This is a genomic window from Pseudoblastomonas marina (assembly GCF_014641655.1).
Taxonomy (GTDB): domain Bacteria; phylum Pseudomonadota; class Alphaproteobacteria; order Sphingomonadales; family Sphingomonadaceae; genus Alteriqipengyuania_A; species Alteriqipengyuania_A marina.
In genome coordinates this window covers 1,773,105-1,785,683 of record NZ_BMID01000001.1, presented here as the reverse complement: position 1 = coordinate 1,785,683, position 12,579 = coordinate 1,773,105, and the positions used below count along the sequence as shown (strand labels likewise).

The following is a 12,579-nucleotide window of genomic DNA, read 5'->3' as shown; positions in this document are numbered from 1 at the left end:
GTGCGACGGTTGCCATTCGAAACCGATAGGAATCTTGTCCATGCGCCCAGCCGAATTCGCCGTTCCCGCCCTTTCGCGTCGCCAGATGTTGCGCGGGTCTGCCATGTTCGGCGCCGGTGCCGCCTTCCTCGGATCGCCCGCGGCGGCGTTCGCGAAGAGCGAGGCGGCGCGCAAATTGTGGCCTTCGGTGGCCGAGATGACCGACGAGTTCGTCGGCGGCGGCAAGGCGGTCAACATGGTCTCGGTGCTCGGCTTCGGGCAGAAGGCGCCGGCCGTGATCGCCAAGGGGCCGCAGACGCGCGACGGCGCCGCGCAGGCCGATATCGACAGCCTCTATCGCATCTATTCGATGACCAAGCCGATCACCGGCCTCGCCACGATCATGCTGGTCGACGAGGGCAAGCTCGGGCTCGACCAGCCCCTCGGCGAGATCATTCCCGCCTTCAAGGAGATGAAGGTGCGCACCGCGGGCGGCGGCACGGTCAAGGCCGAGCGCCCGATCACCGTGCGCCAGCTTCTGACCCACACCGCGGGGCTCGGCTACGCGATCCCCGGCATGCCCGGCAATTCCGAATACGGGAAGCTCGGCCTGACCTCGGGCCAGGTCACCCGCCTGCCGATCCCGGGGCTGAGCGGCGGCAAGTCGGTCACCTCGCTCGAGGAATTCGCCGACACGCTCGCGGGCCTGCCGTTGATCTACCAGCCGGGCACGCGCTGGTCCTATTCGGCCTCGATCGACCTCCTCGGTCGCGTGATCGAGGTGGCGAGCGGAATGCGCTTCGATCGCTTCCTGCAGCGCCGCATCTTCGATCCCATCAAGATGGTAAGCACCTTCTTCCGCGTGCCCGCGAGCGAGAAATCGCGCCTCACCACCAATTATGGCGTGATGAACGGCAGCCTCGTCCCGCTCGATCCGGCGGTTGCGTCGATCTATCTCGATCAGCCCCCGCTCTACTGGGGCGGGTCGGGCCTCGTCTCCTCGGCGCGCGATTACGACCGGTTCCTGCGCATGGTGCTCGGGCTCGGCAGCATCGACGGCACCCGCGTGATGAGCGAGGCCGCGGTTCGTCTGGCGACCTCCAACCTGCTGCCCGATACCGCCAGCACCGCCGGCACCTGGGTGCAGGGCGAGGGCTTCGGCGCGGGCGGCCGGGTCGGCCTCGGCGATAACGAGGGTACCTATGGCTGGGGCGGCGCGGCGAGCACCGCGGCTTTCGTCCATTTCGGTGCGAACCTGCGCGCGAGCGTCTACACCCAGGTCATGCCGCAGGGCGAGAACGCGGTTCAGGCGGCCTTCCCCAAGGCGGTGCGCGAAGACCTCGCCGAGATGGCGACCGCCGCGGCGGCGTGACCTCCGCCCCGCCCGCGATCGCCTTTACCGGCTCGCCGCTCGACCGCGCGGACCATCTGCGCGCCGATCCCGATGCGCTTGCAGGGCAGATGAACTGGCGCGCGCGGCTGCTCAAGCTCGACGGGCTGACGCCGGGGATGGACGATGGGGGCGCGCTCGCCTGGGGCACGCTGGCCGATTGCGATCCCGACGCCGAACTCGTCTTCCTCGGGCTGATGGAGGGCAAGCCGTGCTTCGCCCCGGTCCCCGCCGAGGGTGCCGAGGGCCCGGCCTATGCCCAGCCGCAGGTGTGGCAGGCGATCAACCTGCTCTCCGAGCAGGACCTCGCGACCTATGGCGGCGCGCGCAGCCTGGTCGACTGGCATGCCCGCCATCGCTTCTGTGCGCGTTGCGGCGCGGCGACCGAGATCGCCAAGGGTGGCTGGCAGCGCGATTGTCCATCCTGCGACGCCCAGCATTTCCCGCGCACCGATCCGGTCACGATCATGCTGGTCGAGCACGAGGGCAAGCTGTTGCTCGGTCGCCAGCCCAAATTCCCGCCGCGCACCTATTCGGCGCTGGCGGGCTTTGTCGAACCCGGCGAGAGCATCGAGGAGGCGGTCGCGCGCGAGGTTAAGGAAGAGGCGGGCGTGAGCGTGCGCGACGTGCGCTATGTCGCGAGCCAGCCATGGCCGTTCCCCTCGCAATTGATGATCGGCTGCCACGCGCATGCAGTCGATCCCGCGCTGACGATCGACGAAACCGAGCTCGAGGATGCGCGCTGGTTCACCCGCGTCGAACTCGAGGAAGCGCGCGCCGCTGGGTCCGAGGGGACCGAGACGCTCGTCTTCCCCCGCTCGGTCGCGATCGCGCATCACCTCGTGACCTGGTGGCTGGAGCACGATTCATGACCAACCTCTCGATCGACATCTATTCGGACGTGATGTGCCCGTGGTGCATCATCGGGTACCGCAATCTCCTCAAGGCGCTCGATGAACTCGAGGGCGAGATCGAGGTGGAGACGCGCTGGCGGCCGTTCGAGCTCAATCCCGACATGCCGTCCGAGGGTGAGGAGCGGCTCGAACACATCGCGCGCAAGTATGGCCGCACGATCGATCAGGCGCGCGAGGGCGCCGCGCGGATGCAGGCAATGGCCGAGCGGGTCGGCTATTCGTTCGAATGGGAGGGGGACGGCGCGGAACCGCCCGCGCTGATGCGCAACACCTTCCTCGCGCACAAGCTGCTCGCCCATGCACTCGATACGGCCGGGTGGGAGGTCCAGACCGACCTCAAGCTGGCACTGTTCGACGCGCATTTCCGCGACCGGCGCGACGTCGCCGATCGCGAGGTCCTGCTCGAACTGGCGGATGCTGTGGGTCTCGATCGCGAAGCCGCTGCGGCGGCGCTCGATGACGAGGCGCTGGCCCAGCGCATCCGCGCCGAGGAGCGCGCGGCGTTCGACGCCAATATCACCGGGGTTCCGGCGATGGTGGTGGCGGGCAAGTTCCTGGTGCCCGGCGCGCAGGAGCCGGAGACCTACGTCACGGCCCTGCGGCGGGTAGCGGAGAAGACCGCCTAGCTCTTGCGGCTGTCCTGCATCGCGGCGAGCGTCTTGTCGCCTTTCTTGGCGTCTTCCTCGGGATTGTCCGAGCCGACGACCGGCTCGCGATTGTCGGGATCGGTCGCGCGCTTGAGATCGGCGCGGCTGCCGACGCGGGTATTGACCGTGCCGCCCGAGGAACTCCCTTGCGAAGGCGTTTCCTCATCGGTCATGCGGTCGATGAGATCGTTGTCAGGGTGAAGCGATTGGCGTTCGGGCATAAATACCTCCTTTCCCAACCAACGGGTCGGGTCGGGGTGGCGTTCCGAATTAGACCAGTCCGAGCTTCTTGAGCTTGAGTTGCAACCGGCCCGGCAGCGCATCACCGATATCCTCGCCCTCGGCGAGGTCGCGCGGGGCATTTTCGTCCTTCAAGTAGCGCCAACCCTGGTGGGCGCGCTTGGGCTTGGGGTGGACGCGGATCAGCCGCGGCTCGAGGTTGATCCACCAGCGACCGTCGGGGCGCTGCTCGAACCCCTCGATCGGCGAGCGCGCGACCAGCGAATGGTCGAAGATCCAGTAGAGCGATCCGCCTTCGAGTTCGTCGACCCGCTTCGGACAATAGCGCGTGTTGAGGCGAAAGTCGGTGCGGTTGGCGTACCAGCCCTCGATGTCCGCGAAATTCTTCGCGCCGAAGGCGATCTTGGTCAGGTGAAGCGGCATGGGATCAAGATAGGGCGCCGATGGAGCGCCTCAACCCACCAACCCGCTCGCCACGGCGAGACCGAGGAAGGCGAAGAAGCCCATCGAATCGGTGATCATCGTCACGAACACGCTCGATGCGACCGCGGGGTCGACATCCAGACGGTCGAAGATCACCGGCACCAGCACGCCCGCCAACCCTGCGATAACGATATTGACGACCATGGCGAGCGCGATCACTCCGCCGAGTTGCGGCGTGAACAACACCGCCACCGCCGCTCCGATGAGCACCGCGATGGTCACCCCCATCAGCGCGGCGACGCGAAACTCGCGCCACAATATGCGCATGGTGTTCGATTCGGTCAGCTGATTGGTGGCGATTGCACGCACCGTCACCGCCATGGTCTGCGTGCCCGCATTGCCGCCGATGCTGGCGACGATCGGCATCAGGATCGCCAGCGCGACCAGCTGTTCGATGGCCGCACCGAAAAACGCGATGATCGCGCTCGCCACCACGGCTGTGCCGAGATTCGCGATCAGCCAGCGCACGCGCGCAGAGTAGGCCTCGCGGATCGGCTCGTTGATGTCGCCTTCGCCCGCGCCGGAGAGCAGCAGCGCGTCCTCGCCCGCCTCTTCGGCGATGACGTGGGCGATATCGTCGGCGGTGATCTGGCCGACCAGCCGTCCATCGGCATTGATCACCGCGGCCGAGATCAGCGCGTATTTCTGGAACCTGAGGCCCACCTCCTCCTGGTCGAGATCGACCGGGATCAGCGTCTGGTCGCGTTTCATCACGTCTTCGAGCCGGACCGTGCGCGGGGTGCGCAGGATCCACGACAGCTGGCAGGTGCCGAGCGGGCGCATCCGCTCGTCGATCACGAAGACCTCGAAGAAATCGGCCGAGAGGTCGCGCTGTTCGCGCAGGAAATCGATCAGGTCGCCGACCGTGAGATGGCCCGGCACCGCGACGAATTCGCGGCTCATCAGGCGCCCGGCCGATTCCTCGGGATAGGCGAGCGCGGTTTCGAGCGGGGCGCGGTCCTCGGGGTCGAGCTCGGCGAGGATCGCCTTCTGGTCGGCCTCGTCGAGATCCTCGAGCATCGCCACCGCGTCGTCGGTGTCGAGCTGTTCGGCGATCTGCGCGGCGGCGTCGGCGGGCAGTGCCTCGACCAGCAGTTCGCGCACGTGCTCGTTCATTTCGGCGACGACCTCGGCGGTCATCAGCTCGGCGATCGAGGTCGCGAGCAGCGGGCGCTCGTCCTCGTCCATGAGCTCGAAAAGGTCGGCGATGTCCGCCGGGTGGAGCGGCTCGACGAGGTCGTGCGCGGTGCCCGGCTCGCCGTCGTGCAGCGCGTCTTCGACCCGGCGGACGAATTCGGGCTTCAGCCGGTTGTCCTCGTCGAAATTGTCCGCCACGTTGCCGCCATCGCCTTTATAGGGCGCATCAAGCAGCTCGGTATCGCGGGTCTCGGTCATGACAGCGGTCTAGGCAAGCCGCGCGTAAAGGCAAGGCGCGGGTGACATTGCTCCGCAGCCTCGCTAGTCGCTTCGCGCATCAACAGGAGATCCAAATCCATGGCCGAAAAACTTACCTTCTCGATCGACACCGGCGACGGCGAACCCAAGGACGTCGTGATCAAGCTGCGTCCCGACCTCGCGCCCAACCATGTCGAGCGCATCGCCGAACTGGCGGGCGAGGGCTTCTACGACGGGGTCGTGTTCCATCGCGTGATCGCCGGCTTCATGGCGCAGGGCGGCGACCCGACCGGCACCGGCATGAGCGGCTCGGACAAGCCCGACCTCAAGCAGGAATTCAACGACGCGCCGCACAAGGAAGGCACCTGTTCGATGGCGCGCACGATGGACCCGAACTCGGCCAACAGCCAGTTCTTCATCTGTCTCGACGATGCCGGTTTCCTCGACCGCCAGTACACGGTCTGGGGCGAGGTCGAGAGCGGGATGGACGTCGTCCACGCGATCCCCAAGGGCGAACCGCCGGCCAATCCGGGCAAGATCGTCAAGGCGACGGTCACATAAGCGCGGAATTTCGAGGGAACGCGCCCCTTTCGGGCGCGTTCCTTTTGCAGGCCTGAACACGTCCGGGCGCCAAGCGCGCTGCGAGCGGGAGCACAAAGCATTGTCGGAAAACGAGAATTTTGGAGCGCGAGCGTTCGATCAGACTCACGACGAAGCGCCCGCGCACTTTCGTGACAACCATCCCGAAGACCAGTTCGAAGGCGCATCGGGCGTCCTGTTCGAACAGGCGATGGCGCAGACGCGCATGGCGATCTGCCTGTGCGATCCCAACCAGCCCGATGTGCCGATCATCTTCGCCAATCGCGCCTTCCGCGAACTGACCGGTTATTCCGAGGACGAAGTCGTCGGGCGCAATTGCCGTTTCCTTCAAGGGCCGGACACGCGGCCCGAAGTCGTCGAGCGCCTGCGTCATGCGATCGACAACGAGGAAGTCATCGTTGTCGAGATCCGCAATTACAAGAAGGATGGCACACCCTTCTGGAACGCGCTCCATATCGGCCCGATCTACGACACAGAGGGTAACCTGATCTACTTCTTCGGCAGCCAGTGGGACGTCAGCGACGTCTACGCCGCGCGCGCCGAACAGCAGCATGCGACCAAGCTCGCGCGCGAACTCTCGCACCGGATGAAGAACATCATCGCGGTGATCTCCTCGGTCGCCAAGCTGGTCGGACGCGAGCGCGGCGACCCCGATACCGCGCGCGAGATCAACGACCGGATTTCGTCGCTCGGGCGGATCTACGACGCGACGCTCGAAACCGCCAAGGACGACGCGATCGACCTCAAGGCGGCGATCGATTCGGTCCTCGACGTGCACCGGACCGAACAGGCCCGGCTCACCGCCGAGGGTCCCGACGTCCTGATCCCGTTCAGCATCGTCTCGATGCTCGCGATCGTGATTCACGAACTCGTCGTGATGTCGAGCGAGCATGGCTGCCTGTCGCGCGGGGAGGGGGCGGCGAGGCTCGACTGGGAAGCGCCTGCGGACGAAGACGGCATCGTCTGCCTGAAATGGCACGATTGCTTCTCCGAGGCGTGGTCCGGCGAGGGCGGCAAGGCTGGCACGCTGATCATGCAGCGCATGGTGAATGCGGCGGGCGGCTCGATCGCGGTCGAGCCCACCGGCGAGGGAGACGACGTGCGCGTCGTCGTCTGCCTGCCGATGGTCAAGGACTGACGCCTTGAACGGCACGCTCCTCCTGGTCGAAGACGAGGCCCTGATCCTGATGGACCTCGAATTCGCGGCCGAGGACGCGGGCTACGATTACTGCGCCGTGCGCAGCGTGCAGGCGGCGCTCGAGGCGCTCGAAACCCGCGACATCGTCGCGGCGGTGCTCGACGTGAACCTGGGCGGGGGCGAGACCTGCGTGCCGATCGCCGAGGCACTCGGCGGCCGCGGAATTCCCTACATCCTCCATTCGGGCGATCTCGATCGCAACGACGAACTGGTCCGCACGCTCGATGCCGAACTGATCAAGAAACCCGCCCGCTCCGAAACGGTCGTCGAGCGCGCAATGACGCTCGCCCCCGAATAGCCCCGCGGCTAGAGCCCCGCGCCCACCAGCCAGTCGTGGAATTGCCGCACCGCTCGGGTTTCGAGCGCGCCCGGGCGGCACACGAACCAATAGCTGAACGGGCTTTCGACCTCGATATCGGGAAACAGCGCGGCAAGGCGCTCGTCCTTGGCGCGGGCGAGGTGATCGTCGTGCATGATCGCGATGCCGAGGCCCTGCGCGGCCGCTTCGAGGATCAGCTGGCCCGAATCGAAATGGTCGATCGCGGCGGGGGTGAGCTCGGGCAGGCCGATCTCGTCGCGCCAGGCGGTGAAGCTTTCGGCCAGCTCGTTGTGCACCAGGAAGGTCTGCCGCGCGAGCCGCGCCGCGTCGGGCGTATCACCCACTTCGGCCACCGTGGCCCGATCGGCGATCGCGAACACCCGGTTGTGATCGAGCCGCACCGAATAGAGTGCGCTGTCGGGCGATTGCGACAGCACGATCGCGGCGTCGAGCGTATCGCCCACGCGCGCCTCGAGATGCGGGCTGGTGTCGATGTCGATATGCAATTGCGGATGCTTCTTGCGCAATTCGGCGAGGCGCGGGAACAGGCGCTGGCTACCGAACAGCGGCATCACGCCGAGATGCAGGCGGTGGAGCCGCCCGTCCTCGACCTGGCCGTCGATCGCATCGGCCAGCGCATCGATCCGCGGTGCGACCGCGCGGTAGAAGGCCTCGCCCTCGTCGGTCAGTTTCATCGCCTGTTTCTGGCGGGAGAACAGCCGCTTGCCGGTGAATTCCTCGAGCGTCGCGATTCGGCGCGAAAGCGCGCTGGGGCTCAGTGCGAGTTCTTCCGCCGCGGCGCGCGCGCTACCCAGCCGCACGGTGCGGGTGAAGGCTTCGAGCGAACGCAGCGGAGGCAGTCTCCGCATCAGCCGTCGGCGCTTTCGTCGTCGTCCTCGCCGGGCGGATGCAGTCGCACCTTCTCGACCCGGCGCTCATTGCCTTCGAGTACCTCGATCCTCCAGCCGCTGGCATGGACGAGGATCGCGCCGGGCTGCGGCACCTGTTCGGCGAGCACGAAGGCGAGCCCGCCGAGCGTATCGACCGCTTCCTCGACCTCGGCCAGGCGCGGATCGACGTGCTCGGCGATATCGTCGAGCTCGCAGCGGGCATCGGCTTCCCAGATTCCGTCTTCGAGCGCGCGCAGCTGCGGCTCGGGCTCGTCGTCATGTTCGTCCTCGATCTCGCCGACGATCTCTTCGACGAGGTCCTCGATCGTGATGATCCCGTCGGTGCCCGAATATTCGTCGACCACGATGGCGAGGTGGGTGCGGTGGCTGCGCATATCGGCCAGCACGTCGAGCGCGCCGCGCGCCTGCGGCACGAACAGCGGCTGGCGCATGAGCACGGTCCAGTCGTCGGGCGGCTGCGATTGCGTGGCGAGAAACGGGAACAGGTCCTTCGCCAGCACCATGCCGATCACTTCGTCGAGCGTGTCGCGATAGACCGGCAGGCGCGAATGACCGTGCTCGGCGAAGGTCGCGACGACCTCGTCCCAGCTGTTGCTGGCGCTGACGGCGACGATCTCGCTGCGCGGCACGGCGACGTCGTCGGCATCGTGTTCGGAAAAATGCAGCAGGTTCTTGAGCATCTGCCGCTCGACCAGCGTCAGGTCGTCACTGCGCGGCTCGCGCTGGGTTTCGTCGGAGCCTTCGGCGTTGTCGACGGCGTCGAGCTGGTCCTCGATCTGCGCGCGCAGCGTGCGCTCGCCATCGTCGGACCCCATCAATTTGCGGATGGCCTGGAGCAGGCCGCCCCTACTGTCCGCGTCTCCATTGCTGTCGGGCATGGCCCTTACGAATCTCTCTTTATTGCGTTGGATGCATCATATGGGTCCGCCACCCCCAGCCGTGCAAGTATTTTGACTTCGAGCGCTTCCATTTCCTCGGCGTCTTCGTCGCTGGTCTCGTGGTCGTAGCCCGCGAGGTGGAGCATGCCGTGGACGATGAGGTGCGCGGTATGATCCTCGATCGGGATGGCCTTCTCCGCCGCCTCGCGCGCGCAGGTCTCGGAGGCGAGCGCGAGGTCGCCGAACATTTCGGGAGGGCCGTCGGGGGCGAGGCTCTCGAATTCGTCCGCGGTGAGCATCGGGAAGGACAGCACGTTGGTCGGCTTGTCCTTGCCGCGCCATTCCTTGTTGAGTTCGTGGACCCGGGAGTCGGTGGTGAACAGCAGGCTCGCCATCAGGCGCTCATTGGCGAGCGCCGGCAGCTCCTCCGCCGCGGCCTCGACCGCGCGCTCGGCGAGCGCGGGCCAATCGCTGTCCGGCCAGCCGTCTATCTCGATGTCCAGATGCACTTCGCGCCAGCTTCTTACTCTGCCGTGCCCTCATAGGCGTCGACGATCCGACCCACGATCGGGTGGCGGACGACGTCCTTGGCGGTGAAGCGGATCGTGCCGAAGCCTTCCACCCCTTCCAGCTTCTCGACCGCGTCGGCGAGGCCGCTCATGCGGTCGCCGCCGGGGATGTCGACCTGGCGCGGGTCGCCGCACACCACCATCCGGCTGTTCTGGCCGAAACGGGTGAGGAACATCTTCATCTGCTCGCGGGTGGTGTTCTGCGCTTCGTCGAGGATCACGAAGGCATCGGCGAGCGTGCGGCCGCGCATGAAGGCGATCGGGGCGATCTCGATCACGCCGCTTTCGATATGCCGCTCGACCTGCTCGGGCGGCATGCAATCGAACAATGCGTCGTACAGAGGGCGCAGGAAGGGATCGACCTTCTCCTTCATGTCGCCCGGGAGGAAGCCGATCTTCTCGCCCGCCTCGACCGCGGGGCGCGAGAGGATCAGTCGCTGGACATCGCCGGTGATCAGCTGGCTGACCGCCTGCGCCACCGCGAGGTAGGTCTTGCCGGTGCCCGCCGGACCGAGCGCGAAGACGATATCGTCGCGCGCGAGCGCCTTCATGTAGTCGATCTGCGTTGCCGAACGCGGGGCGATCGTCTTGCGCCGGGTGCGGATCATGATCGGCGGCGCATCCTGTTTCGAATCGACGATGCCTTCAAGCGTGGGTTCGTTCGACATCGCGATGATCGATTCGATCAGCCCGGCATCGAGGTCCTGCCCCACCGCGACCCGTTCGCTCATCGTGGTGAGCACGTCGCGCGCGCGGGCGACCTGGTCGGTCGGGCCTTCGATCTGGACGGTATTGCCGCGGGCGGAAATGTAGACGCCGAGCCGGTTTTCGACCTGGACGAGATTGGCGTCGAACTGGCCGAACAACGCGCCGAGCAGAGCGGTGTTCTCGAAATCGACCTCGGTCCGCGAGCGACCGGTGCCACCCCCGCTGCCGTCATTGGCCGGCTTGCCGGGTTTGTCGTGGCGGGGCTTGTGAGCAGGTCTGCGAGCCAACTGAGTCCTTTCTTGCGTACGAGTCGGAAATCTAGGCCATGGGGAGCGGTGCGCAAGGCTGCTTGCGACAGGGCGGTGGAAAGTCACGAGCTTGTCATCAGTGGCACGCCGGCGCATCCTGCGCGGATTCACGCGACCACCGAAAGGATCACGCCATGCCTCTCGCCGCCAGGCTGTCCGCCGCAATTGCCCTTTGCGCGCTTGCCGGGTGCAATGCGCCCAAGGATTCGGAAACCGAAGAACCGGCGGCGGAGGCGACCCCGGTGGGACCCGAGGCGGCTGGCGCGCAAGGCGATGCGGACAGCGCGGCGATCGAAGCCTGGATACGCGAGAACTACGCCGAGATGGGCCGCCTCATGTACCGTTCGGCGATGGTCGATCTCGACGGCGACGGCGGGGCGGAAGCGCTCGTTTATGTCGGCGGTCCGATGCTGTGCGGGACCGGCGGGTGCTCGCTGGTGGTGCTGGCGGAGGGCGAGGAGGGCTTCCGCAAGGTATCGGAGACCAGCGTCGTGCAAATGCCGTTCGGCGTCCTCGACAACTCGACCGACGGCTGGCGCGACCTGTGGGTCACGACCTATGGCGGCGGCGCTCCGGAAGTCACGCGCAAGCTGGTCTGGACCGGCGAGGGTTATACCGCCAACGCATCGAGCGGTGAGGAAGCGGCGGCTGGCGAGGTGCTGGTCGACGCCGCCGCGTTGTCGCCGATCGATTAGGCGAGGGCGCCTTCGCGGAGCCTTGCGGCGAGCGAATTCTGCCCGGCTTCGAGCAGTTCGGCCTGCACCAGGTCGCCGATCTGCGCGTCGCCTTCGAACCACACCGATTGCAGCCAGGGCGACTTACCGAGCCACTGGCCGGGCTTCTTGCCGCGGCGTTCGACGAGGACTTCGCAGGTCTTGCCGACCGAAGCTTCATTGAACGCCATCTGGTCGCGGCGCAGTGCGGCCTGGAGCCGCTGGAGGCGCTCGTCCATCACTTCCGGCGCGACCTGGTCGTCCATCGTCGCCGCGGGGGTGCCGGGGCGGGGTGAATACTTGAAGCTGAAGGCGGCGGCGTAGCGCACCTCGTCGACGATCCTGAGCGTGTCCTCGAACTCGGCGTCGGTTTCGCCGGGGAAGCCGACGATGAAATCGCCCGACAGCGCAAGGTCGGGGCGCGCCGCGCGGAAGCGTTCGAGCAGCTTCAGATAGCTTTCCGCCGTGTGGCTGCGGTTCATCGCCTTCAGCACGCGGTCGTTGCCGCTCTGTACCGGCAAATGGAGGTAGGGCATCAGCTTGGCGATGCTGCCGTGCGCCTCGATGATGTCCTCGTCCATGTCGGCCGGGTGGCTGGTGGTGTAGCGGATCCGCGCGAGGTCGGGGTCCTTCGCCAGTTCGGCGACCAGTCCGGCGAGGCCGACGCGGTGACCGCGCTCGTTTTCGCCGCTCCAGGCCGAGACGTTCTGCCCGAGCAGCGTGATCTCCTTCGCGCCCGCCGCGACGAGGCGCTTTGTCTCCTCGACCAGCTCGACGAAGGGGCGGCTGATTTCGGCGCCGCGCGTGTAGGGCACGACGCAATAGGTGCAGAACTTGTCGCAGCCTTCCTGGATGGTGAGGAAGGCACTGGGCGCGCTCTTGCGGCGCTGCGGAAGCTCGGCGAACTTGGCGTTGGCCGGCATGTCGGTATCGGTCGCGCGCTCGCCCTTCACCGCGCGGTCGAGCATGGCGGGCAGGCGGTGATAGGCCTGCGGGCCGACCACCATCGACACCGCCGGCGCGCGCGCCATGATTTCCTCGCCCTCGGCCTGCGCGACGCAGCCCGCGACCGCGATCAATGGCTTCTTTCCAGCCTCTTCGCCCGCCTTGGCGATACGCCCGATGTCCGAATAGACCTTCTCTGCCGCCTTCTCGCGGATATGGCAGGTGTTGAGCACCACGAGGTCGGCATCTTCGCCCTCGGGCGCGGGCGTAATGCCCTTTTCGGCCAGCAATTCGGCCATGCGCTCGCCGTCATAGACGTTCATCTGGCAGCCGAAGCTCTTGACCCGGTAGGTCTTGGGAGGCGTGGTCTGTTTCATGGGAG

Annotated in this window: 15 protein-coding genes; 7 read left to right on the top strand and 8 right to left on the bottom strand. The window is 66.7% G+C overall.

Translation table 11 applies throughout. The features are described 5' to 3' along the window. The first annotated feature begins 40 nt into the window (after nucleotides 1-40). From IEW49_RS08790 to IEW49_RS08780, 3 genes are read left to right on the top strand one after another with little or no spacing between them, the layout of a single operon-like run. Nucleotides 41-1,351: a serine hydrolase domain-containing protein gene (locus IEW49_RS08790; RefSeq protein WP_188642319.1), complete on the top strand. Its 1,311-nt coding sequence runs from the start codon at nucleotides 41-43 to the stop codon at nucleotides 1,349-1,351. After that, on the top strand, nucleotides 1,348-2,241 hold the full coding sequence (nudC, locus tag IEW49_RS08785) for an NAD(+) diphosphatase (protein ID WP_229658141.1): 894 nt from the start codon (nucleotides 1,348-1,350) through the stop codon (nucleotides 2,239-2,241). Before IEW49_RS08790 ends, nudC begins: the two co-directional genes overlap by 4 nt. Further along, nucleotides 2,238-2,909, top strand: a complete 672-nt coding sequence (locus IEW49_RS08780; protein WP_188642318.1) for a DsbA family oxidoreductase — start codon at nucleotides 2,238-2,240, stop codon at nucleotides 2,907-2,909. Before nudC ends, IEW49_RS08780 begins: the two co-directional genes overlap by 4 nt. On the opposite strand, the gene IEW49_RS08775 is transcribed toward IEW49_RS08780, so the two are convergent. From IEW49_RS08775 to mgtE, 3 genes are read right to left on the bottom strand one after another with little or no spacing between them, the layout of a single operon-like run. Beyond that, nucleotides 2,906-3,151 (bottom strand): hypothetical protein, encoded by a 246-nt coding sequence (locus IEW49_RS08775; RefSeq protein ID WP_188642317.1) that lies wholly within the window; start codon nucleotides 3,149-3,151, stop codon nucleotides 2,906-2,908. The two genes, IEW49_RS08780 and IEW49_RS08775, sit on opposite strands and share 4 nt — an antisense overlap. 49 nt (nucleotides 3,152-3,200) lie before the next feature. Next, entirely contained in the window at nucleotides 3,201-3,593 is a 393-nt protein-coding gene (locus IEW49_RS08770) for a DUF1489 family protein (protein ID WP_188642316.1), read from the bottom strand. A gap of 30 nt (nucleotides 3,594-3,623) precedes the next feature. Beyond that, the gene (gene mgtE / locus IEW49_RS08765; RefSeq protein WP_188642315.1) at nucleotides 3,624-5,048 is read right to left on the bottom strand and encodes a magnesium transporter; all 1,425 of its coding nucleotides are present in this window, start codon (nucleotides 5,046-5,048) and stop codon (nucleotides 3,624-3,626) included. 99 nt (nucleotides 5,049-5,147) lie between these two features. Here mgtE and IEW49_RS08760 point away from each other — a divergent pair, with 99 nt between their 5' ends. The 3 genes from IEW49_RS08760 (at nucleotide 5,148) to IEW49_RS08750 (ending at nucleotide 7,144) form a co-directional block, all read left to right on the top strand. Further along, nucleotides 5,148-5,609: a peptidylprolyl isomerase gene (locus IEW49_RS08760; RefSeq protein ID WP_188642314.1), complete on the top strand. Its 462-nt coding sequence runs from the start codon at nucleotides 5,148-5,150 to the stop codon at nucleotides 5,607-5,609. A 100-nt stretch (nucleotides 5,610-5,709) separates the two neighbouring features. After that, nucleotides 5,710-6,786, top strand: coding sequence for a PAS domain-containing protein (locus tag IEW49_RS08755; RefSeq protein ID WP_188642313.1), 1,077 nt, complete (start codon nucleotides 5,710-5,712; stop codon nucleotides 6,784-6,786). 4 nt (nucleotides 6,787-6,790) lie between these two features. Next, complete coding sequence (locus IEW49_RS08750) at nucleotides 6,791-7,144, top strand: response regulator (RefSeq protein ID WP_229658140.1); 354 nt, start codon at nucleotides 6,791-6,793, stop codon at nucleotides 7,142-7,144. 8 nt (nucleotides 7,145-7,152) lie between these two features. On the opposite strand, the gene IEW49_RS08745 is transcribed toward IEW49_RS08750, so the two are convergent. The 4 genes from IEW49_RS08745 to IEW49_RS08730 are packed head-to-tail and all read right to left on the bottom strand — an operon-like array spanning nucleotide 7,153 to nucleotide 10,401. Continuing rightward, nucleotides 7,153-8,034, bottom strand: coding sequence for a LysR substrate-binding domain-containing protein (locus tag IEW49_RS08745; protein ID WP_188642312.1), 882 nt, complete (start codon nucleotides 8,032-8,034; stop codon nucleotides 7,153-7,155). Beyond that, nucleotides 8,034-8,954, bottom strand: coding sequence for a hemolysin family protein (locus tag IEW49_RS08740; protein ID WP_188642311.1), 921 nt, complete (start codon nucleotides 8,952-8,954; stop codon nucleotides 8,034-8,036). The genes IEW49_RS08745 and IEW49_RS08740 overlap by 1 nt, the downstream gene beginning before the upstream one ends. A 5-nt stretch (nucleotides 8,955-8,959) precedes the next feature. After that, nucleotides 8,960-9,463 carry an rRNA maturation RNase YbeY gene (gene ybeY, locus IEW49_RS08735; protein WP_188642310.1) on the bottom strand — a complete coding sequence of 168 codons (504 nt, stop codon included), beginning with the start codon at nucleotides 9,461-9,463 and terminating at the stop codon, nucleotides 8,960-8,962. A gap of 14 nt (nucleotides 9,464-9,477) precedes the next feature. Further along, the gene (locus IEW49_RS08730) at nucleotides 9,478-10,401 is read right to left on the bottom strand and encodes a PhoH family protein (protein ID WP_373282521.1); all 924 of its coding nucleotides are present in this window, start codon (nucleotides 10,399-10,401) and stop codon (nucleotides 9,478-9,480) included. Nucleotides 10,402-10,673: 272 nt separating this feature from the next. On the opposite strand from IEW49_RS08730, the gene IEW49_RS08725 reads away from it, so the two are divergent. Beyond that, nucleotides 10,674-11,234 (top strand): COG3650 family protein, encoded by a 561-nt coding sequence (locus tag IEW49_RS08725; protein WP_188642308.1) that lies wholly within the window; start codon nucleotides 10,674-10,676, stop codon nucleotides 11,232-11,234. Here IEW49_RS08725 and miaB read toward each other — a convergent pair. Further along, entirely contained in the window at nucleotides 11,231-12,574 is a 1,344-nt protein-coding gene (gene miaB / locus IEW49_RS08720) for a tRNA (N6-isopentenyl adenosine(37)-C2)-methylthiotransferase MiaB (protein ID WP_188642307.1), read from the bottom strand. The genes IEW49_RS08725 and miaB overlap by 4 nt on opposite strands. Nucleotides 12,575-12,579: the final 5 nt, after the last annotated feature.